The 21,496-nt window shown below is 67.9% G+C and carries 20 protein-coding genes and 1 tRNA gene; 11 read left to right on the top strand and 10 right to left on the bottom strand.

Translation table 11 applies throughout. The annotated features are described in order from the left end of the window. Window positions 1-11 precede the first annotated feature (11 nt). Complete coding sequence (gene treY, locus AB0333_RS16280; protein WP_366219736.1) at window positions 12-2,537, top strand: malto-oligosyltrehalose synthase; 2,526 nt, start codon at window positions 12-14, stop codon at window positions 2,535-2,537. Further along, window positions 2,534-4,429 carry a malto-oligosyltrehalose trehalohydrolase gene (gene treZ, locus AB0333_RS16275; protein WP_366219735.1) on the top strand — a complete coding sequence of 632 codons (1,896 nt, stop codon included), beginning with the start codon at window positions 2,534-2,536 and terminating at the stop codon, window positions 4,427-4,429. Before treY ends, treZ begins: the two co-directional genes overlap by 4 nt. Here treZ and AB0333_RS16270 read toward each other — a convergent pair. Genes AB0333_RS16270 through AB0333_RS16255 form a run of 4 tightly spaced genes read right to left on the bottom strand, consistent with a single transcriptional unit; the run spans window position 4,420 to window position 8,730 of the window. Next, complete coding sequence (locus AB0333_RS16270; RefSeq protein ID WP_366219734.1) at window positions 4,420-5,697, bottom strand: DUF4032 domain-containing protein; 1,278 nt, start codon at window positions 5,695-5,697, stop codon at window positions 4,420-4,422. The genes treZ and AB0333_RS16270 overlap by 10 nt on opposite strands. Next, complete coding sequence (locus AB0333_RS16265; protein ID WP_366219733.1) at window positions 5,694-6,359, bottom strand: ABC transporter ATP-binding protein; 666 nt, start codon at window positions 6,357-6,359, stop codon at window positions 5,694-5,696. Before AB0333_RS16265 ends, AB0333_RS16270 begins: the two co-directional genes overlap by 4 nt. Continuing rightward, window positions 6,347-7,150, bottom strand: coding sequence for a trehalose-phosphatase (gene otsB / locus AB0333_RS16260; RefSeq protein WP_366219732.1), 804 nt, complete (start codon window positions 7,148-7,150; stop codon window positions 6,347-6,349). The genes AB0333_RS16265 and otsB overlap by 13 nt, the downstream gene beginning before the upstream one ends. Beyond that, complete coding sequence (locus tag AB0333_RS16255; protein ID WP_366219749.1) at window positions 7,147-8,730, bottom strand: trehalose-6-phosphate synthase; 1,584 nt, start codon at window positions 8,728-8,730, stop codon at window positions 7,147-7,149. The genes otsB and AB0333_RS16255 overlap by 4 nt, the downstream gene beginning before the upstream one ends. Before the next feature lie 248 nt (window positions 8,731-8,978). On the opposite strand from AB0333_RS16255, the gene AB0333_RS16250 reads away from it, so the two are divergent. The 7 genes from AB0333_RS16250 (at window position 8,979) to AB0333_RS16220 (ending at window position 14,811) form a co-directional block, all read left to right on the top strand. After that, window positions 8,979-9,857: a thioredoxin domain-containing protein gene (locus AB0333_RS16250; protein ID WP_366219731.1), complete on the top strand. Its 879-nt coding sequence runs from the start codon at window positions 8,979-8,981 to the stop codon at window positions 9,855-9,857. 82 nt (window positions 9,858-9,939) lie between these two features. Further along, window positions 9,940-10,016, top strand: a tRNA-Thr gene (locus AB0333_RS16245). A gap of 506 nt (window positions 10,017-10,522) precedes the next feature. Continuing rightward, window positions 10,523-11,665 carry a GIY-YIG nuclease family protein gene (locus AB0333_RS16240; RefSeq protein WP_366219730.1) on the top strand — a complete coding sequence of 381 codons (1,143 nt, stop codon included), beginning with the start codon at window positions 10,523-10,525 and terminating at the stop codon, window positions 11,663-11,665. Window positions 11,666-12,110: 445 nt separating this feature from the next. Then, the gene (locus AB0333_RS16235; protein WP_366219729.1) at window positions 12,111-12,506 is read left to right on the top strand and encodes a hypothetical protein; all 396 of its coding nucleotides are present in this window, start codon (window positions 12,111-12,113) and stop codon (window positions 12,504-12,506) included. Between the two features lie 104 nt (window positions 12,507-12,610). Next, on the top strand, window positions 12,611-13,210 hold the full coding sequence (locus tag AB0333_RS16230) for a hypothetical protein (protein WP_366219728.1): 600 nt from the start codon (window positions 12,611-12,613) through the stop codon (window positions 13,208-13,210). A gap of 641 nt (window positions 13,211-13,851) precedes the next feature. Beyond that, window positions 13,852-14,439 carry a hypothetical protein gene (locus tag AB0333_RS16225; protein ID WP_366219727.1) on the top strand — a complete coding sequence of 196 codons (588 nt, stop codon included), beginning with the start codon at window positions 13,852-13,854 and terminating at the stop codon, window positions 14,437-14,439. Window positions 14,440-14,454: 15 nt separating this feature from the next. Next, window positions 14,455-14,811 (top strand): hypothetical protein, encoded by a 357-nt coding sequence (locus AB0333_RS16220; RefSeq protein WP_366219726.1) that lies wholly within the window; start codon window positions 14,455-14,457, stop codon window positions 14,809-14,811. Between the two features lie 604 nt (window positions 14,812-15,415). Here the strand turns inward: AB0333_RS16220 and AB0333_RS16215 are convergent. The 4 genes from AB0333_RS16215 to AB0333_RS16200 all read right to left on the bottom strand — a co-directional run bounded on the left by AB0333_RS16215 (window position 15,416) and on the right by AB0333_RS16200 (window position 17,531). Further along, window positions 15,416-15,796, bottom strand: coding sequence for a hypothetical protein (locus AB0333_RS16215; protein ID WP_366219725.1), 381 nt, complete (start codon window positions 15,794-15,796; stop codon window positions 15,416-15,418). Then, window positions 15,783-16,196 (bottom strand): hypothetical protein, encoded by a 414-nt coding sequence (locus AB0333_RS16210; protein WP_366219724.1) that lies wholly within the window; start codon window positions 16,194-16,196, stop codon window positions 15,783-15,785. The genes AB0333_RS16215 and AB0333_RS16210 overlap by 14 nt, the downstream gene beginning before the upstream one ends. Window positions 16,197-16,488: 292 nt before the next feature. Further along, on the bottom strand, window positions 16,489-16,866 hold the full coding sequence (locus AB0333_RS16205; protein WP_366219723.1) for a site-specific DNA-methyltransferase: 378 nt from the start codon (window positions 16,864-16,866) through the stop codon (window positions 16,489-16,491). Between the two features lie 248 nt (window positions 16,867-17,114). Further along, the gene (locus AB0333_RS16200; RefSeq protein WP_366219722.1) at window positions 17,115-17,531 is read right to left on the bottom strand and encodes a DNA methyltransferase; all 417 of its coding nucleotides are present in this window, start codon (window positions 17,529-17,531) and stop codon (window positions 17,115-17,117) included. Window positions 17,532-18,001: 470 nt separating this feature from the next. On the opposite strand from AB0333_RS16200, the gene AB0333_RS16195 reads away from it, so the two are divergent. Together AB0333_RS16195 and AB0333_RS16190 are read left to right on the top strand one after the other, a co-directional pair. Then, on the top strand, window positions 18,002-19,858 hold the full coding sequence (locus AB0333_RS16195) for a SpoIID/LytB domain-containing protein (protein WP_366219721.1): 1,857 nt from the start codon (window positions 18,002-18,004) through the stop codon (window positions 19,856-19,858). Between the two features lie 50 nt (window positions 19,859-19,908). Beyond that, on the top strand, window positions 19,909-20,646 hold the full coding sequence (locus tag AB0333_RS16190) for a TIGR02206 family membrane protein (RefSeq protein ID WP_366219720.1): 738 nt from the start codon (window positions 19,909-19,911) through the stop codon (window positions 20,644-20,646). Here AB0333_RS16190 and AB0333_RS16185 read toward each other — a convergent pair. Together AB0333_RS16185 and AB0333_RS16180 are read right to left on the bottom strand one after the other, a co-directional pair. Continuing rightward, complete coding sequence (locus AB0333_RS16185; protein WP_366219719.1) at window positions 20,612-21,130, bottom strand: thioredoxin domain-containing protein; 519 nt, start codon at window positions 21,128-21,130, stop codon at window positions 20,612-20,614. The genes AB0333_RS16190 and AB0333_RS16185 overlap by 35 nt on opposite strands. A 75-nt stretch (window positions 21,131-21,205) precedes the next feature. Further along, the gene (locus tag AB0333_RS16180; RefSeq protein WP_366219718.1) at window positions 21,206-21,355 is read right to left on the bottom strand and encodes a hypothetical protein; all 150 of its coding nucleotides are present in this window, start codon (window positions 21,353-21,355) and stop codon (window positions 21,206-21,208) included. Window positions 21,356-21,496 lie beyond the last annotated feature (141 nt).

The following is a 21,496-nucleotide window of genomic DNA, read 5'->3' as shown; positions in this document are numbered from 1 at the left end:
CGTTTGCTACCGTGCACCACGTGACTAGCCCGCAGAACGTCCCCGCCTCCACCTACCGTCTGCAGCTCACCGCGGACTTCACGCTCGACAGCGCCCGCGAGGTCCTGCCCTATCTGCGGGACCTGGGCGTCGACTGGCTCTACTTGTCTCCGATGCTCGGCGCCGAGGAGGGCTCCACCCACGGTTACGACGTGGTGGACCCCACCCAGGTGGACGACGCCCGCGGTGGGGAGAGCGGGCTGCGCGAACTCGCCGAGGCCGTGCACGAGGCCGGTGGTGGCATCCTCGCCGACATCGTGCCGAACCACGTGGGGGTGGCCACCCCCAAGGACAACGCCTGGTGGTGGGACCTGCTCAAGCACGGCCGGGCCTCCAAGTACGCGATGGCCTTCGACATTGACTGGGCCGCCGGGGACTCCCGGATCTGGCTGCCCGTCCTGGGGGACGGCACCGACGAGGACCCCGAGGCCGAACTCGCGAGGCTGCGCGTGGTGGACGGGGAACTGCACTACTACGAGAACGTCTTCCCCCTGGCACCGGGCACCGAGGAGGCGGCCCGCGCCGCCGTCGGGAACGACGCCGGGGAAGAAGCGGTGGCCCGCGCCGCCCACGAGAAGCAGAACTACCGGCTGATGCCGTGGCGCGAGGCCGATGAGAACCTGAACTACCGCCGCTTCTTCGCGGTCAACTCCCTGGCCGGGGTGCGGGTCGAGATCCCGCGGGTCTTCGCCGAGACCCATCGGGAGATCCTGTCCTGGGTCCGGGACGGACTCGTGGACGGGCTCCGCGTGGACCACCCGGACGGGCTGGCGGACCCGGGCGGCTACTTCGAGAACCTGCGGCAGGCCACCGGGGGGATCTACCTGCTCGGGGAGAAGATCCTGGAGCCTGGAGAACGACTGCCCGCCGCCTGGCCCATGGACGGCACCACCGGCTACGACGCCCTCGGGGAGGTGGAGCGCATCCTGACGGACCCGGCCGGAGCCCCCGAACTCGACGAGGTGGCCGGACGGCTCGGCGGGTGGGGCCGCACCGAGGACCCCGCCGGGGAGACGGCAGCGGCCGCCGAGATCGTGTGGGCGGAGATGATCCACGGGACCAAGCGTGCCGTGGCGGATGGCATGCTCCGCTCCGAGGTCGAACGCCTGGCGCGGCTCGTCCCCGGACTGGTGCCGGACGGCGAGGAGTCCGGCGAGCACCTCGTCCACGACGCCCTGGCGGAACTGCTCGCCTGCTTTTCCGTCTACCGGTCCTATCTGCCGACCGGGCGCCACCACCTGGACGACGCCGCCGCTGACGCGGTGCGCCGCCGTCCCGACCTGGCGGAGGCGGTCGAGGCGCTCCTGCCGCTGCTGGCCGACCCAGACCATCCCGTGGGCGAACGCTTCCAGCAGACCTCGGGGATGGTCATGGCCAAGGGCGTGGAGGACACCGCCTTCTACCGGTACACGCGGCTGGCGTCACTGAACGAGGTCGGCGGGGACCCGTCGTCGTTCGCGTTGGAACTCGAGCGGTTCCACGCGCTGCAGGGTGACCGGCAGGCCCGGATGCCCCGCACCATGACCACGCTCTCCACGCACGACACCAAGCGCAGCGAGGACGTCCGCGCCCGGATCGACGTGCTGTCTGAGATCCCGGGGGAGTGGGTCCGCACCCTGGACCGGCTCAGGGAGCTGGCCCCCTTGGGAGACGGTCCGTTTGAGAAGCTGCTGTGGGAGACCATCGTCGGCGCCTGGCCGGTGGACGGCTCCCCGCTGCAGACCCAGCGGCTGGCCGACTACGCGCTCAAGGCCGCCCGCGAGGCGGCGACCCGCACCACCTGGACCGCACCGGACGAGGCGTTCGAAGCCGCGCTCGCGGACCTCGCTGAGCGGGCCACCGGGACGGGGGAGCTGAGGGACGAGGTCCAGCGGATCGCCGATCGGATCGCCGTTCCCGGCGTGACCAACCAGCTCGCCATGAAGCTCATCCAGCTCACCATGCCCGGCATCCCGGACGTCTACCAGGGGACCGAGGTCCCGTTCCCCACCCTCGTGGACCCGGACAACCGCCGGCCCGTGGACTTCCGGGAGCGCGCAGCCCTGTTGGCCCGGCTCGACGACGGGTGGGAGCCCGAATTCCCGGCCCCGGTGGAGTCGGAGGACGGCTCGACCCGGCCCGACGGCGCCGCGCTCGCCGAGTACGCCGCCGGGCTGAAGATGCTCCTCACCTCCCGCGCCCTGCGGGCCCGCCGGGAGCACCCCGAGTGGTTCACCCGCTACCAGGAACTCGACGTCCTCGGCGAGGCATCGGACCATGTGGTCGCCTTCACCCGGGGCGGGTGCATCACCGTGGCCACCCGGTGGCCGCTGGGACTGGAGGACGAGGGCGGATGGGGCGACGCCGCCGTCGTGCTGCCCCGCCAGACCATGGTGGACCTGCTGACGGGGCGCCGCTTCGGCGGTGCCTTCACGGACGGCGCCACGCGCCTGGCCGAGGTCTTCGAACGCCATCCGGTGGCGCTGCTGGTGCCGGAAGACGGGAACACGCTGCGATGAACGGCGAGCTCGGCACCGGCCCGGCCGCGCACCGCCGCTACGCCGTATGGGCGCCGCACGCGCAGGCGGTGGAACTCGTGTTCACCGACCACGAGCCCGGGGCCGTTCATGATGCGGAGGACCCATGGTCGATCGCCGGTTCGGTGGGGATGGAATCGGCCGAGGGCGGCTGGTGGGTGCCGGACGGGTCGGCGGAGGGGCCCTTCGGGACCGACCACGGGTACGGCTACCGGGTGGACGGCGAGGGACCGTTCCCGGACCCGCGCTCGCGGTGCCAGCCGGACACCGTGCACGGACCCTCGAGGCTCGTGGACGGCGCCGCGCATCCGTGGCAGGACGGTGGCTGGGCTGGCCGTCCGCTGCGGGGGGCGGTCATCTACGAACTCCACCTCGGCACCTTCACGGACGAGGGCACCCTGGACGCCGCCGCCCGGAAGCTGGACCACCTGGTCTCGTGTGGGGTGACCCACGTGGAGCTGCTGCCCGTGAACTCCTTCGGCGGGGCGCGCAACTGGGGCTATGACGGCGTCGGCTGGTACGCCGTGGACGCCTCCTACGGTGGTCCGGCGGCCTATCAACGCTTCGTGGACGCCTGCCACGGGGCCGGGCTGGCCGTGATCCAGGACGTGGTCTACAACCACCTCGGCCCCTCCGGGAACTACCTCCCGCAGTTCGGCCCGTACCTGACCGAGCACTCCACCGGCTGGGGCAGCGGCCTCAACCTGGACGGGCCGGACTCGGACGAGGTGCGCCGGTACATCCTGGACAACGCCCGGATGTGGTTCGAGGACTACCACGTGGACGGACTCCGGCTGGATGCCGTCCACGCGCTCCGGGACACCCGTGCCGTGCACCTGCTCGAGGAGCTGGCCGCCGAGACGGACACCCTCTCGGAACGGCTGGGCCGGCCGCTGCTGCTCGTGGCCGAATCGGACCTGAACGATCCGCGGCTCATCACGGCCCGGCCCGGCCCCGGGGCCGAGGGGACGGGCGGCTACGGCCTGACGGGGCAGTGGTCGGACGACTTCCACCACGCCGTCCACGTGGCCCTGACCGGGGAGACGGACGGCTATTACGCGGACTTCGCGCCGCTGTCCGCCCTGGCCAAGGTCCTCAACCACGGGTTCTTCCACGACGGCAGCTGGTCCTCCTTCCGCCACCGCCGGCACGGCCGGCCCCTGGGGGAGCAGATCCCCGCCGAGGCCCTGGTCGTGTGCGCCCAGAACCACGACCAGGTCGGCAACCGCGCCGCCGGTGACCGGCTGACCGCGAGCCTCGACGAGGGCCAGCTGGCGATCGGCGCCGCGCTGCTGCTGACCGGGCCCTTCACCCCGATGCTCTTCATGGGCGAGGAGTGGGCGGCCTCCACCCCATGGCAGTTCTTCACGGCGCACCGCGAACCGGAGCTGGCGCAGGCGGTGACAGAGGGCCGGCGCCGGGAGTTCGCCCGCATGGCCTGGAGCCACGACGCGGTACCGGACCCGCAGGCCCCGGAGACGTTCGCCGCCTCGACGCTGCGGTGGGACGAAGCGCAGACCGGTCGGCACGCCCGGCTGCTCGAGCTCTACCGGACGCTGGGACGGCTGCGCGCCGAGCGCCGCGAACTGACCGACCCCGACCGCTCCACCACCCGCGCGGTGGTGGACGAGGAGCGCGGCTGGGTGCGGATGGACCGGGGTGTCGAGCGCGGAGACGCGGGGGCCGCCGTCGGGCCCGGTGCGGTGGTCCTGCTGGCGGCGCTGGGTGAGAAGCCGATGCCGGTCCCGGACGAACTGGGCGGGTACCGCCTGCTCGCCGGCCACAGCGCCGAGGGGCCCCGCACCGCGGTGGCCGACGACGCCCGCGTCCCACCCCACGGCTTCCTGCTCCTCGGGCGGGAAGGTCAGTCGTAGTTCTCCGAGGGGAGTTCGACGGCCTTGAGCATGGTGGTCGTCGGATGCAGCACCACGGCGTCCTCGTCCCGGCGGTGGGGCAGGACGGTCTGCAGGTAGGACTCCAGGGCCTCGTCCAGGGGCACGGACCGGGACTGGTTCTCGGAGAGATACCAGCGGTGCTCCAGTAGCTGGTGCATCACCTCGGCGGGCTCGAGCTTGCTGGACAGGTTCGCGGGGATGGACAGGGCCACCGGCTCGAAGACCTCGGTCAGCCACCGGTGCGCGGCCTCGTGCTCGTCCATCTCGGGGTGGTTGACGGCCCGGTACTCGTCGATGTCTCGCAGCAGCCGCCGGGCCTGGTTCTCCTGCACGTCCAGGCCGGTCAGCCCCAACAGGCGGCGCTGGTGGTGACCCGGGTCCACGACCTTGGGCTGCAGCACCAGTTCGGAGCCGTCCCGGGTGGTGCGGATGGCGTACTCCTCCACATCGAAGCCGAGGGAGTTCAAGCGCCGGATCCGCTCCTCGACCCGCCAGCGCTCGCCGGGCCGGAAGGACATGTCCGCGGTGAGCTCCTCCCACAGCCGGCGGTAGGCATCGATGATCAGCTGTGAGGTGGCCACGGGGTCCACGTCCCCCTCCACCAGGCCGCCGGACATCAAGTCCATCAGCTCACCGGCCACGTTGACCCGGGCCAGCTCCAGGTCGTGCTCCCGCTGGCCGCGGGACAGGGAGGGATGCAGTTCCCCGGTCTCGGCATCCACCAGGTAGGCGGCGAAGGCGCCGGCATCCCGGCGGAACAGCGTGTTGGACAGGGAGACGTCTCCCCAGTAGAAACCGGACAGGTGCAGCTCCACGAGCAGCAGGGCGAGGGCATCGATCAGCCGGGTCAGGGTGTCCCGGTGCAACCGCCGGGAGAAGACGGCGCGGTAGGGCAGGGAGAACCGCAGATGCCGGGTCACGAGCACCGTCGGCAGGGGCTCGCCGTCCGGATCGATGCGCCCGGCGACCACGGCCACCGGCTCCACGCAGGGGACATCCAGGCGTTCGAGCCGGCGCAGCAACTGGTACTCGCGGCGGGCGGAGAATTCCGTGGTCTCCTTCACCGCGACCACCGCCCCCTCGAGGTGGGCGAACCGCACCACGTGCCGGGACAGCCCGCGGGGGAGGGCGGCGAGGGCGGACTCGGGCCACTCGGCCAGGGGCACGTCCCAGGGCAGGGCGATCAAGGCCGCGGTGTCCACGGCCGTGCCCGAGGTGGTGATGTCCAGACCGGAGCGTGGGGTCATGACACGGCAGTGTCCTCCCTCAACTGTCCCGAGTCCAGGCGCAGCAGGCGGTCCGCCACGGGGATCACCGGCCCGGGCTCGGCCGTGGCGTACAGCGTGGTGACGTCCAGGGTGCGGGCCAGGCTGCGGATCAGCTCGGCCGTGTGGTCCTTCAACGCCGGGGGCAGCGTGGTGAGCGGATCGTCCATGAGGAGCACGGCGGGCCGCCGGACCACGGCCCGGGCGAGGGCCACCTGCTGCCGTTGCGGGCCGGTCAGCCGCTCGGGTGTCCAGTCGAGCTGCTCCTCCAGGTCCAGGAGCCGGGCGGCCTCCCGGACCCGGGCCTGCCGTTCGGCCGGGGGGACACCGGCCACCCGCAGGGCGAAGCTCATGTTCTCCTGCACGTCCATGTGCGGGTAGAGGGCGTAGTTCTGGAAGACGATCACCGCGTCACGGTCGTGTGCCGGCACCTCGGTCACGTCCACGCCACCGATCAGCACCCGTCCGGCATCTGGCGGTTCCTGCCCGGCCACCACCCGCAACAGCGTGGACTTGCCGCTGCGCAGGACGCCGGTGACCACCGTGAACCGGCCGTCCTGGGCCCAGAGGTCCAGCCCGTCCAGGGCGGGGGTGCGTGCCGAGGGGTACTGGACCGTGATGCCGCGCAGCTCTACGGACGCCATGAGCGGACCGCCTCCAGCACGGTGGCCACGTCCGCGGGTCCGCCGATCCTGAACTGAGCCGCGGTCTCTCCGGGGCCGACCTTGACGGACACATCCCGGGACGGGTCCAGCCGGGCGAAGCCCGTCTCGTCCGTCACGTCGTCGCCGGCGAACAACACCGCGTCGGCCCCGGTGGCAGACCTCAGCAGGTCCAGCCCCTGGCCCTTGTCCGCCCGCACCACGGCGACCTCCAGCACGTCCTTGCCGTGCCCGACGAAGAAGGGGGCCAGCCCGGACTGCCCCGGCTGCCCAGTCTGCCCGGCCAGCTCACGCAAGGCCTCCTCGGCCTCCGACACGGCCCGGCGCCGCGCCTGCTCCGACCGGGCCAGCCGCACCTGCAGCACCCGGGCCGCCGGTTTGGACTCCACCCACGAGTCCGGATACCGGGTGGCCACGGCCTCCAACACGTGCCCGACGGCGGCCAGCGTCCGGGTCTGCTCCTCGTCCAATTCCAGCGGGGGCGCCTCCGGGCCCAGGCGGCGCTCGGCACCGTGCGAGCCGATGAGCAGCGCCGACTCCGGGGGGGAGGCGACGGCCACCAGCGAGTCCAGGGCGCGGCCGGAGACCAGCGCCGTGTGAACGCCCGGGAGGCCGGCCAGCGCGGTCAGCGCGGCGGCGTTCTCCGGCAGGGGCCGGGCGTTCTCCGCCCGGTCCACGAGCTCGGCCATGACCCCGTCGAAGTCCAGCGCCACCAGAATCGATCCCCGCGTGGCGAACTGCCGCAGGGCGGTGGCCAGCCGGGGATCGGTCATCGTCCGTCCCCCGGGGTGGAACCGTCGGCGGGCCCGCTGCCGTCAAAGGGCTCATCGACCTCGTGGTCGCGGCGCTCGCGGTCATCGTCGGTGTCCATGAAGGCCGACTGCTGGCCGCCGTCGTCCGGTCCGGCGCGTTCCGCCGGGACCGCACCGCCGAGACGGTCGAGGAAGTCCCGGGACCACTTGTTCACGTCATGCGTGATGAGCTGCCGATGCATCGACTTCATGCGCTTGGTGGCCTCACCGGCGGACATCTCGGTGGCCTCCATGATCGCGTCCTTCAGCCCGTCGATGTCATGGGGATTGACCAGCAGGGCCTTGCGCAACTGGTCCGCGGCCCCGGCGAACTCGGAGAGCACCAGCACCCCGCCCCAGCCTCCGCGTGCCGCCACGTACTCCTTGGCCACGAGGTTCATCCCGTCCCGCAGCGCGGTCACCAGCATGACGTCCGCGGCCAGGTAGAGCGCCACCATCTCCTCGACCGGATAGGAGTGGTGCAGGTACCGGATGGCAGTGTGGCCCATCGTGTCGAAGGTGCCGTTGACCCTGCCGACGGACAGCTCGATCTCGTCCCGCAGCTCCTTGTAGGAGTCCACGCCCTCCCGGGACGGGCTGGCCACCTGGACCAGGCAGGCGTCCTCCACGCTCAGCCGGCCGTCCTCGAGCAGCTCGGAGAAGGCCTTGATGCGGTGCCGGATGCCCTTGGTGTAGTCCAGCCGGTCCACGCCCAGGAGGATGGTGCGCGGGTTGCCGAGTTCCTCGCGGATCTGCCGCGCGCGCGCCTGGATGTCCGGATCCTGGGCCAGGTCGGTGATGGTGTCCACGTCGATCGAGATGGGGAACGCGGCCGCACCCACGGTGCGGGCGCCGCCGTCGGGCTCGGTCACCTGGACCGTGGTGGAACGGAACGAGGAGCCCAGGATGCGCCGGACGGCGCCTTGGAAGTTCGAGACGTCCGAGCGGCGCTGGAAGCCGATCAGATCCGCCCCGAGCAGTCCTTCGAGCACGGGGCGGCGCCACGGCAGCTGGGCGTAGATCTCGACCGGCGGGAACGGGATGTGGTGGAAGTAGCCGATCCGCAGGTCCGGGCGGAGCCGGCGCAGGATCCGGGGCACCAGCTGCAGCTGGTAGTCCTGCGCCCAGACGGTGGCCCCCTCGGCGGCGGTGGCGGCCGCGGCACGGGCGAAGCGGGCGTTGACCTGCTGATAGGTGTCCCACCACTGCCGGTGGAAGTCCGGGCGGGCGATCACGTCGTGATACAGCGGCCAGAGGGTGGAATTGGAGAACCCCTCGTAGTACTCGACCAGTTCACGCTCGGTCAGGGGCACGGGGATCAGGTGCATGCCTTCATGGGTGAAGGGCTCCAGCGGCTCGTCCAGTTCCTCCTCCGGGGAACCACCCCAACCGACCCAGGCGCCCTCCTGCCGGGTCATGATGGGCGCCAGCGCGGTGACCAGGCCGCCGGGGGACCGGCGCCACGAGGTGGTGCCGTCCTCCTCGACCACGCGGTCCACGGCCAGGCGGTTGGCCACGACCACCAGGTCGGAGTGGCCGGGCGCCGGCGGATCCCCGGCCAGCTTCTCGACGAACGGTACGGTGCCGGTGGGGATGTCGACGGTGGTGTTGTTCACGGCGAACCTCCTTGTCCTTGTCCGGTCCCGAGCCTATCGCCCGGGACCGCCCGGACGGGTGGCCATCGTGTGAACAGGTTTCCCAGGTTGGACCGGTAGTCTGGCCCACGGCCCGCCGATGGATGGTATGGGGGGATACCGGCCGGCTACATGACACCGCAGCGACCCCGAGAGTCAGGACGACAGGCAGGACCATGGCGACTAGCAAGAATCAGACGAAGGCCGAACGGCAGCAGACCGCCCGTGAGAAGGCCCGGCAGATGCAGGAGGAGCAGCGCCGCCAGGAGAAACGGCGCTCCCTCATGGTGCGCTGGGGCGTCGTGATCGGCGTCGTGGTGGTCGTCGCCGTGGTGATCGGTGTCATCTTCATGAACTCGTCCCGCTCCATTCCCGACGCCGGTCCCGCGCCGAGTGCGGGCAACGACCAGGGCGGCATCACCCTCACCTCCACCACCGAACTCGCCCCGGTCGACGAAGGCCTCGAGGAGGTCGACGCCACGACGGTCGAGATCCCGGAGGCCACCGGCGAGCAGCCGGAGACCGTTCCCGGCGCGGAGGCCCGCCCGGCCGGTGAGCCGGCGCAGATCATCGTCTACGCCGACGCCAACTGCGTGCACTGCGCCAACTTCGAGACGGAGAACGCCGAGCAGCTGAACCAGTGGCTGGACGCCGGCGAGGTCACCGTGGAGTACCGCATGCTGGACTTCCTGGACAACCCCGCCACCGGCAATTACTCCTCCCGCGCCGCCAACGCGGCGACCTGCGTCGCGGAGAACTCCCCGGAGAACTACAACTCCTTCCTCAGCGGGGTCTTCGGGTCCTACACCGGCCATGGCGGGCAGGGCCTGAGCGACGACGAGCTCAAGGACATGGCCTCCGGCCTCGGAGCCGACGTCGACTCCTGCGTGGACGGCAACACCTACCGCCCTTATGTGACGTACTCCGGCGCTCAGGCCCGTGCGGCGGGCGTGGCGGGTACCCCGTCCGTGTGGGTCCAGGGCGAGAACTGGGCCACCGCGGAGCAGGGCCAGTCCTTCACCGACTGGGCCCAGGGCATCATGGACGCGTCCTGATCGCCTGATCCGCTACTCTGGAAGGGCCGGTTTCCGTCCACGTCAGCACGCTCGCTGACCGGGTTCGGTGCCGGCCCTTCCCGCCTCCTTAGCTCAGCTGGCCAGAGCACCTGTCTTGTAAACAGGGGGTCACCGGTTCGAATCCGGTAGGGGGCTCCACACTCCCTGTTTGACTAGGCATTTTGCCAGTCGGGCGGGGATTTTTGTGCGCCTTGCCCCCTTAACCCGTGAAATCCTGCACGGCCGTCCTCTTCCTGCGCACCGTCCGCACACATGGAGCGCGCTGTCCGGGGAGCGTCCTCGCGCAGCGGGAGGGCGTGCAGGAGAAATGGCAACATTGACGGGAGGGCGGAAGCCGGACCGGGCCACGGTCCCAGTGTCTATCCCGCTGACCAAGTTGGATGTCATCGACGTATTAGGGTCTCCCGGGCCACCCTGGACCGTTTTCGTGGTGTGGTGCCGGCTCACATGCGCAGATCCTGTGCAGGCTGCTGCGTCGGCGTTGAATCCAGGCTGGTCCAGGACCCCGGTGGTTGTCCGGCGGGCTGGGCTCGGGAGTCCTGTTGGAGTCGCACTCAGGCCTGGTGCCTCCTGCAGCTCTTACATCTCCTATGCATGAAGCGGGCCAAGCTGGCGCGTCCGGCTCTCCCGCTACGATCAGCGGCATGGATGAGCCGCTCTACCGCCCCACCGATGTCCTGCTTAGTGCGCTCGACGGATTCGACTCAGGTCGCGATTCGGCGCGAGATTGGAGCGAAGCTAGCGGCGGCCCTCGGGAAACGCCTGCTCGGGCCCGCGTCACTGTCTGGGAGCCAGAAGACCAGAAGCCGCGCAGGAAGGCTGTTCAGCCCGGCATCAACCACTTCGGGGAACAGCTTCGCGGCCACAAGCTCGGTCACCGGATGACACGAGAGCTATACGGTTATCCGAATCGATCCCCTCATCAGCGCTTGAAGCGGGAGACGACGCGCAAAGCGCTGTGGGAGAGCACTGGCTGGATGTATCGGGATGAGGACCACACGCGGTTTTCTGACCTGTATCTGCTCGTCAATCGGGATCTGGCTCTGGTGAACTACAACATGTCTATGCGGTACTTCGCTTCGCTGGACAGTGGAGAGTTCGAGGATGCACTGCAGGCGGTACTGTCCGCCGGACGTACGTTCAAGTCTGTGGAATCGCTGCCGGACTGGGATGGAGTTGCCGGCGCATACATCATGGTCTTTGACGAGTACAAGCAGTTTTACGTCGGTCAGGGCTCTGACATTCGCAAGCGCATCAAGCAACACTGGGGCGGCAAGAAGAGCTTCGACCGCCTGGTGTACGGCAGTCACTACGGATCGATCCTCCCGGTCGATGAGCTTCGGGCGATGGATACGACCCGGATCTATGCAGCCAGGAGCCAGAACCCCTATGCAGTGGAGCAGCGGGCCGAGGGCGCCGCTGACCAACGGTTCTGTCTCAACCGTATGCTCGGCGGCGAAGCCACCCCGCTCATGCTGATGCTTACCGGACTGAACCCCCGAGCCCGGGCTCATGGTTTCGCTTCGCTGACTCTGTCCGAGAAAGATCAGAGAAAAGTCAAGAAGGAGATCCAGCGTCTGATTGAGCGCGGCGGGCCCCATTTTGCCGAGCAACTCGCCGGCCTGGACCTGGGGATCTACTCAGTCGCGCGCAAGGACGGCGAGCAGCGCTTCTGGTCGAGGCGAGACGAGGTTACAGTCGCGGCCATGCGAGGTCGGATCGGCGTCGAACAATACGCAGAGTTCCTCACGGGGATCGGCGAGACGGTCGTCTGGCCGGACAAGTAAGCTGCGACTTTCGCTAGCTGCTCCGGTCAGTGCGCCTGTGGGCCCGATGGCGGTGCCGGGGGACTCCACCCACCGGGATCTGGTTCAGTGCCACGCGGCTTCACCTATCCGTTGGCGTGAGTGGCTATGGCCAGCCTGCCTTCCCAATGGGCATTTCTCCGCGGGGATCCGTTCAGAACCCGGATCAAACTGACCGTGGAGTTCGCGAGTTGAGGGCTTTCCGAGATCGTGCTGCCTGGCCTGATCCCACAAGCATTCTGGTAGCGGAAGGCTGAAATGTCGTCTTTACACCCGGGAGGCTACACACTCCGCTGCGGCCACGACAGTCCTAGTGGTTCTAATCCAGTCAGCGCCATCGACCCGCCCTTCGTAGCGTGATCCTCCCCAGGGCCGGGAAACGCCGGCCCGCCAGACATGAGGGAGAGCCGATATGGAGGCCGCACGTATGACCAGGATCGAGCTAGAGCAGGCCAAGCAGGACAACCGGCTGTTACTTCACGCGATCCTGATGAGCAGGTCGTCGGAGTCGGGATGGGAAGAAATCAGGGCCATGCGGCGTAGGCCCGGCTACCACCCGGGTCATGCCGCACGTGTGCTGCTGACAGCAATGTACGCCGATACGACGACCGCGGTGGTGATCCCAGTCGGGGTCACGCTCGAGCGGGTGGTTGCCGCCAACCTGGATGCCGTGGGCTATGAGATCTCGGAGCTGGCATACGAGCTTGTCGCCGTTGAACTCGAGCGGGAATGGACGGGGGCGCAGCTGCAGGCAGCGGGAACTGGGTTTCTACGTGGCGACCGAAATGTCGGGGCGACGCCAGCGCCCCGCCACTCGCGTTGAGTGGCGGGGCGCGTGACGGGAGGGGCGACTACTTCATCGTCATCTTGATCGGAGTGCCGTCGCTGATGTGCTGCCTGAAAGCCGGTGGCACAGACTGCGACTGGGTGGAGAGCTCCGGTGGCACCCTCCCCGAATCGACGGGATTTTGGGATTTCGCCGCAACCTTCGCCGCTTACGCGTTCATCGCCCTGTTAGTGTTCTTCGGAATCCGCGAATCGCTCAAGAGCTACAGAAGGTTCAAGTCGACACTCGCGCCGACGGCGACAGCTTCCTCGAAGGTGTGGGTTTGCCGATCGGCAGAGGCTGGACCCAATGTGTGCGGACTGGCCACGCTGACCGCTCCCTCTACCTGGCCAGTTACAAGCGTAGACGGGCGGGGTGCCGGTGTTGTCTCCGTAAACGTGGTGGCCATGAACATGACCACGACCGCCCGTCGGGCACTGCCATCTCTGATGACAAGGGCCTCGTTTTCCACACCGATGTCGTGTCCGATCTCCAGGCGGGCGCCGCCGGACTCTGCATCGACTTCGAGGACTGTTTCTCGATCGCTATCCGGGACGGACGGATTCAACTATAGGGTCGAGGACCGGATCGTCTCCCGTCGCGCCAAGCTGTTCGAGCTACGCCGACAGCGGGCCCTGCCTGAGGACGCGCGGGTCCATCCGAACACCATCCGCATCGACGGGACGATTAGGGTTTCCTGAACCCCAGTCAGGCTAGCTTGCTAGAACGTTCAACTCTCCGGCAGAGCCGGAGTGCTTATCCCCCGAACACCGGGGTGGGTATCGGTGTGGAGCCCGGACTGTCCGACGACTCGTTTACCTACCTGTTGACCTCACAGTTGGTGTCCGTCGGTGAGTTGGTTCTCCTGCCGGTTGAGTGCGGCCAGGGTCCGTTCCGGATGTTCGATCAGGTCTGCCATGGCGAGGACGTAGCGTGCCAACTCTTTCGGGTCCGTGTCGTGGAATATGGCTGCTGACTGGACTTCGAGCGACGGTTGGCGAGTAGTCGAAGAGCGTTCGGGCCGATCAGTTCGCCGCTATTTCGTCGGCTGCTGTCTCAGAGGGCAGGGGGAGGGCCGCGTCAGCTGCATGCTCTGATCTGGACTGCCCAACGGCCCCGGACTGCACCACGCGGGCCGGGGCCGTTGAGTGTTTCAAGCCTCGCGCAGACTTCAAGCATGCCCAAAGGTGCCGCCGATGATGGTCGGAAGTTTGTTGTGCCCCCAGCCTGGCCGATGGGACGGTGAAAAGGTCTTTGGTATAGAACTCGTACCCCGGGGACTCAATAACTTGAGGGGAAACAAATGAGGAACCGTTCGAGGGCGACTGTCGCCTCGATTTCGATGTCCGCACTGCTGCTCGTGGGCGCCTACGCCGGCCCCGCGAATGCGGCACCCGCCGAGTCTGCTGTGACAGCAGAGCAGGTCGCGCCAGCAGCCGAGTCAGCTCCGTTTGAGGCGCAGCCGGGCTCATTGTTCTACGAAGTGGAGCACGCCTCGAGCACGGCCAAGAAGGTTGAACTCTTGGAGGGCGCCGGCTTCACCGAGACTGCCGACCTCCTAGACGGCCTGGCCTATGAAAAGACCGAAGGTGGAATCACTCTCGGATACCTTGTGGAGCCCCCGGTGCTCGTTGGTGAAGGCAAAGAGGCCAGCATAGATGCCAAGGTCGGCTGGGACTCCCGGGGACCGTACATGGCCGCTACCGTCAATGAGTGGAAGAAGATGGCGGTCGAAGGAACCCTCTACGCTGGCGCCGGCTGCGTGTTCATCACTCTGGCCTTCGGTGCTTTTGCTTGTGCCGCAGCGGCTGTATACGTCTCCAGCCGCATCAATGAGATCGACACGGGGAACCAGGGCGGGACGTGCTTGGCAATGTACAAGGGTGCGGGAACGAGCTTCCTGTTCTTGCCAAAGCCGGGAGCCTGCTAGAACTTGGAGGAAACCATGAAACACGAGACCAAAATCCGTTGGGGACCGGGACTGGCCACCGTGGCTATCGGTGCAGCTGGGATTGCCACAGATTCCTTCACCCCGTCTGCTGGCGGCAATGCCCCTGCAATCGGAATCTATACGGTGATCCTCGCAGGCATCCTGGTCGTCGCAGCTCACGCCCGCGAGTGGACAAAGTTCGCGTGGTTCCCGCTCGTGGGTTTCGCGATCGCGACGGTGGGCAACGTGATCGGCAACGATGGGCTCGCTTTTGGCGGCGCCTTCTTGGCAGTGGCAATGGCTGTTCAACATTCAATTCAGGAGCAGCGGCGGAGTCGAAAGTCGCCGGCCCAGTCCGTCGCCCACGGCTGACACATAATTTAGCACCACGCCCCAACCGGCCCCGGATCGCATCACGCGGTCCGGGGCCGCGGTGCGTCTACTAGCAGTAAACCCTCGCTCGCTGTGCATCCGCAGCGAGCCTGCGGAGGGTCCGGTAAGTCACTGCTTCGTTTTCGACGAGCGCTGTCAGCCGGCCCCGTCGCGCGTGGCCTCCTCGACGGGGTCAGACCGGTCACCCTGGCGGGACGCGATCTCCCCGAGAGCATGATGGGCTTCATCATGGCATTGGAGGCATACGGGCCCGTTGGGTCGGGCAAGGAGTTGGTGCTTTCGATCGGCTGGGCACCATTAGGGCCGAGCATCCGGCTAGCAGCCAGGCTGGGGGAGCGGACTCCGTGTCGGCGCAGGATCTACTCGATGGCTCTGTGCTACCGGTCCGGTGCCCTGTGCTCACTGGTGGCCACCTGGGTCGTCTCGGAGGCATTCACCCGACCGTTGTGACTGGTTTCTCATCGGTACAGATCTCAACGTAGATGACGCGGTGCAGTCGATTAGGCGCTCGACCGGAGTGGGCGGGAACCTTTCGGGGTCGGCCATGCTGAACATCGTGGCACTGGGTCAGGGAGGAAGGGATTTAGCTGGAGTCGGCCCATCCCGCTGCGTCATGGTGAGCAAGCTTGATCGGGTCGGCTTTCAGGTCGTCTCTACCGGATGCGAGTACCTCGACGGCAGCCTGTCCCTCGTTGTGATCGGTCCGGGCGGTGAGCCAGTGGGCAGCGGCCCAAGGGTCGGCTCCGGAGCCCAATAGGATCTCCAGCAGTGGGGGCAGGCCAACCATCACGCTGGCGTCGACGAACTGGAACGCGGGGTAGAGATTCAATCCGCCCGAGGTGGTGACTCTGAGAAGTTGATGGCTGGCCACGAGCTCGTCAAGTGCATGCTCACTCTTTCCGCCCAGCACCTCGCAGACCCGCGCGGCGGTGTAGAAGAGCCCATACCTATCAGAGCTCGTCATGCCAACCGGGGGAGACCGCGCCCCAGTCCTCCGGGTCGTCGAGAAGGCGCGGATCCTCTTCGATCGACGGGGCTGTGATGCGTCCCCGCATCACCATCTGGCGGAGGACGGGGTCATCCTCAGCCAGTACGTCGAGCCGTTGCAGTGCGTGCGCGTGGGCGTGGGTCATGCTCATCTCCGGGTGCGGAGCCGAGCGGTGCAGGGTATGCGGCTCGGACTCCCTGATGCTGATGATGACGCCGTTGGTGGAGCTGCGCCAACGGCGGACCAGAGTGGAGACCCAGGTGCCGGGGCCGTCCGGCTCGGTGGTGACCTCGAGCTCGTCACCGGCTGAGACGGAGAGTGCGATCAGCGTGCGGAGTTGGCCGACGGGGCGGAGCGTGTATCGGGGGCGGGGCATGGCACACATCATGCACTACGGCATGGACGGCGGTGCGAGCAGGAGTGCACCGTTGGTGTTGGAGACAATGCCGGCATTGGGGACTGCGGAAGTGCTGGAACCAATGCTGGCATTGGCGGCCGGGAGAGCAGCCAATGCCAGTAATAGTGGCATTCACGTCGATGGGTGTGTAATGCCGGTGATGTCGCTAATGGGCACACGTCACCGCCGAAGGCTGTACGGCGATTTTCGCGCCTATGCGTCGCCAGGTGTGGGAGAGCGGGCTTGATGAGAGCCGATAGGCCGTCCCGGCTCAACCGGCGTACCCGCGGCCCATCCGGCCGGCGGCGACCAGGGTGGTGCCGGACCCGGCGAAGGGGTCTAGGACCAGGTTCCCTGGCTCGGTGGCGCAAGCGACGATTCGCTCCAGGAGCCTGACCAGCTTCGGGGTCGGGAAGGAACCCCCTGGGCCGAACAGCTCCTCCTGTTCGGCCCCGGCCTCCTCGTTGGTAGGCGCCCCGTCAATGTGGAAGGACCACATGTCCTTGATGGGCTTGCCCTTGGCCACGGCCCCCACGAACGATGGGTGCAAGGGCAGTTTGGGGGCGATGAAGGCGGTTCGACCATCCGCCGCAGCTTCTACGTGCATGGACTCGATGGTCGCCTGTCCCCACCGGAAGGATCCGGTCATTCGGAAAGTGTCAGCGTTCACCCCGCCCACTACCTCGATGCCGTCGAGCAGATCGGATGCCACTGCATGGGAGGTCATTGCCCCTGCAGGGATGAGCCGGTCAGGTCCTGGTAGCTCCACAGACCGGGCGGGGGACGACAGCGTGGTGCGGGAGTTGCCATTGTGGTGCACGGGGACTCGCCGTCCAGCCTCGGTGGTGCCGTAGGCCAGGGGAGGGGTCTTCTCCCGGTTCATGGCGTAGACGACGATCAGGTGACGGTGACGGTGGCCATCTGGGCATGCAAGAATGCCGCACGCTCCTTGCGCTGCCAGGTGATGGACCCGATGTTGTTGCCTGGGCCGAAGACCTCGTCCATGGTCAGTCGGACCAAATGCTCGACCTGGCCGTCAATCTGGAGCCACACTGACCCGTCGAGCCGCATCACAGAGCGTACGGACTGCAGGGTCTGGGTAATCATGGCCACCCATTCCTGACGGTCCATGGCGTCCGAGTAGGACCCGAAGTGCCGGCCAGAGTTGTAGGGCGGGTCCAGGTAGGCCAAGCGAGCCGGAGGCGCTCCAGCTTCGGTGAGGATCTGATCGGTATCTCGGGCGTCGCCCCGGGTCGCCAGCCGGAAGATCTCGTCGGCGGGCGCATCGGAGAGGGCCGGCCCGGTGAGTGTCACCAGACCAATCTCCCCGACCGGAACCCGGTCCGTGTGCGAGGCGCAAAAGGGGAAGCTCTTGACCGCAATCGCCGGCGCCGGTGAGTCTGTGGATGGCAAGATCGGATACACCACGAGCGCAGTCGGCTGCCCCCATCTCTGCCCCCTAAAAAGCCGGCTGCCCCCATAAAAGGGCCGATCTGATGAGTCACGTTGAGTACGTTCGAGCAGTCCCTTTGGCATCCGAAGAGGCCATGTCAGGCCTGCAATTCATCGGAAGTCCGCACCGATAGAGGGAGCCAGCCTTTTGGCGACTCGATTACAGGGGGTCACCGGTTCGAATCCGGTAGGGGGCTCCACCGCCGGGCCGGGACGTGGGGGTCAGAAACTGACCGCCGGCCGGGCGCCGGGCGCATACTAGGAAGTGGGGACGAGGACGCTGCGGAGGGCAGTGACCTGGACGTCTCCGACGACTTCCCCGGAGGACCACCGTGCCCGTCATCACCGCGCCCGCCGCCGATTCACGCCCTGCCGGGCCGCTCCCTGCCCGTCCGAGCGGGCTGCCGCGCCGGCTCCTGACCCTGCTGCTGGCCGCCGTGCTGGTGCTGGCCGCCGGCCCGTTGGCGGGTTCAGCAACACCGGCTCGGGCGGCCACTCCCTCCACCTTCCCGGATGTCCCGGCCACCCACACGTTCCACGAGGCCGTCATGTGGATGAATCAGGAGAAGATCACCACCGGTGAGGATGACGGCACCTTCGGGGTGAACGAGGACATCACCCGCGCCGATGCGTCCGCGTTCCTGTTCCGACTGATCGACCCGAACGTCACGCCGCCGGCGGAGAGCCCGTTCAAGGACGTCCCCGCCGACCCGAAGTGGTACGCCTATACGCCGATCGCGTGGATGGCCACCGAGGGCATCATCAACGGCTACAAGGACGAGACATTCCGGCCGCACCGCTCCATCACCCGCGGCGAGATGGCCAAGATCCTCTACGGCGTGGCGGGGGCCGACTTCCCGGAGCCGTCCGAGGATCCATTCTCGGACGTCCCCGTGAACTCCACCTACGCCCAGCACATCGCCTGGATGAAGGACAAGGGCATCAGCCGGGGCTACGCAGACGGAAACTTCCGGCCCGGGCGGCCGATCTCGCGCGGGGAGGCCGCCCAGCTCATCTGGAAGGTGGCCGGGGAGATGGGCTATGACACCACGGTGTTCCCCGTGTCCTTCGCGGTGAGCGGCTCCGGCTTCGGCCACGGAGTGGGCATGAGCCAGTACGGGGCGCGGGCGATGGCCGAGGGGGGAAGCACCTCCGGTCAGATCCTGGACCACTACTACCGCCCCGCCGTGGTGCAGAACGGCCCCAACCGGGTCAACGGGAACATCCGCGTGCACCTCGTCTCCACGAAGAAGATCGCCGTTGACGGTACGGGAGAGGTCAGGGTCCGGGTCGGCTCGACGCAGCCGTCCGCGATCTCCGGTGCCGTGACCTTCACGGTGGGCGGAGACCAGGTGGTCGCCACGCTTCCGGACGGGACGCAGCAGCGCGGTGAGTCCGTGGCCCTCGAGTGGACCGGGACGCGGTTCTGGAAGGGCACCGCCTCCACCGTCACGGTTCCCGACGCCAACGGCACCAGCACGGACCTGGTCCTGCGCCACGGCCGCGTCCAGGTCACGCTGAACGACGACGGCCAGCTCAACGTGGTCAACGAGCTGCGCATGAACGACGAGTACCTCTACGGCCTGTCCGAGATGCCCTCGCTCTGGTCCGAGGAGGCCTTGAAGGCCCAGGCGGTCGCCGGCCGGTCCTACGCCTTGCGCTCCATGGGGTCCCTGCGGGCGGACTGTGACTGCAACGTCTGGGATGAGGTCAACAGCCAGAAGTTCACCGGGTGGGCCAAGGAGAACGAGGGGCCGGGTGGGGTCTACGGCGCGCGGTGGAAGGCCGCCGTGGACGCGACCTCGCAACAGATCCTCACCCACAACGGTTCCGTCGCGGACGCCAGCTACCACTCCTCCAGCGCCGGTCGCACCCGAGGAGCCGAGGAGCAGTGGGGCAACAAGGTCCTCTACCTGACGAGCAAGGCGGACCCCTACAGCCTCGCGCCCGAGGCCAACAACCCCAACCGGAGCTGGACCGCGAGCCCCACTCAAGCGCAGATGGCCCGGGCCTTCGGCCTGGCCAACGTGGTCACCGTGCGGGAAACCGCCGTGAACCCGAACTCCGGCTACACGGACTGGATCACCGCCACGGCCTCGGACGGCACCACCGCCACGATCACCGGCAACCAGTTCCGCTCCCGGCTGGGCCTGAAGAGCGCCTTCATCACCGCAGTGACAGCCCGCTAGGACGTGCTCCGGCGGCTATCCGGAGCCGTCGCGCTGATTACTCTGTTTCCATGAGCTCGTTCCTGGACCCACTGGCTCCGTATATCCCGTTGCTCGGGGCGGACCACCTGCTGGCTCTGGGGACGGTGCTGACAGCCGTGGTCCTGTTGCTGGCGTTCCGCCGCCAAGTGCGGAACCACGCCCCGGTGCTGCGCTGGGGGTTCCTGATGTTCGCCCTCGTGCAGCAGGTGGCCCTGTACAGCTATCAGGCATTCGTGGCCGGCTGGGACTGGGGCGACTCCCTACCGCTGCACATCTCCCGCGTGACCACGCTGATCCTGATGGCGTACCTCATCACGGGGCGTCGAACGGTGCTGGAGGTGGGCTTCTACTTCGGTCTCTACGCGTACGCGACGTTCATCTACCCGCAGCGGATCCAGCCGATGGACCACCTCATGGGGTGGAGCTTCCTGGTCAGCCATGCCGTGACCATCCTGGTTCCGGTCGTCGCCGGGATCGCCGACGGATGGCGGCCCACCGTCCGCGGGCTGTGGCGGTCCTACGCCTGGTTCCTCGCCTATTTCGGGGTCGTCCTGGCGGTCAACGCCCTCACGGACGGCAACTACTTCTACCTGAAATTCCGGCCGTTCCTGCAGGCCCTGCCCGACCCGCTCTACTGGCTGGCGGCCTGCGCGGCCACGCTGGCGCTGATGTGGATCGGCTACGCGGTGGCGCGGAGCATCCCCGTGCAGCGCGGAGTGCAGGGCGCCGACGTCACTGCCCGGCGCGGTTTGTCAGCCAGGTCTTGAGATCGCCGTGCTGCTCGGGGGTGTACAGCGTCGAGTCTGCGGTCGAGTAGACCGAGGGGACTCCGCGGAGCCCGAAGTCGGAGAAGTCTGACATGGCGGCGGTGATCTGTGGGGCCCCACCGTCCTCGGTGACGCACTGTTCGACCGACGTGGTGTCTCCGTCGATCTCATCGGCCTGGGCCACCAGGGTGGCATCGTCCGGCTGGGCCGTGGCCTGCTCGAAGAGCCAGGACTGGAAGGCATGCAGCTTGTTGCCGGCCGCCTGGTTTCCATTTCCGCTGCCCGAGTCCAGCGAGCCCTTCAGGCAGTAGTACGCGTTGGCGGCCCGCGTGGACCAGGACTCCGGATCGCCCCGGCCCAAGAAGTCCACGATGCGGTAATCGGCCTCCAGCTCGCCGCCGGACACCAGGCCGTGGATCAGGCCCCCGTTCTGCTCGTGGAAGGCCGCGCAATGCGGGCAGGCGAAGTCCTCGAAGATCTGCACCCCGGACGCCTCGGTCCCGGCGTTCTGCTCCGGTGCGGAGGACGACGAGCCGGCCGAGTCGGAGGAACCCCCGTGCTAGGCATTGCGGATGACATCGGCGCAACCCGTCAGGGCCACCACGGTGGCCGCCGCCAAGGCCAGGCTGACACCGAGCCGTGCCGGCCGGGCGGAAGAGGTGGGGGAGGACGAAGTCGTGTCAGTGCTCTCGGCCATCGTGGTGCGCATGTCTGCCATCCTAGGGGCGCTCCCGGAGGGCCCCGGCGCCGTTTTCCAGGGTCTTTTCAAAGTCGGGGGCTGGTGAGGTAGCGGCTCGCGCCCGGCGTGGCGGCTTTTAATGACGGAGAACTCCTGTTAATCCGGTGTTTA

The sequence above is a fragment of the Citricoccus sp. NPDC079358 genome (assembly GCF_040702545.1).
In the GTDB taxonomy this organism is placed as follows: Bacteria; Actinomycetota; Actinomycetes; order Actinomycetales; family Micrococcaceae; genus Citricoccus.
This window is presented reverse-complemented; position numbering and strand designations above follow the sequence as displayed.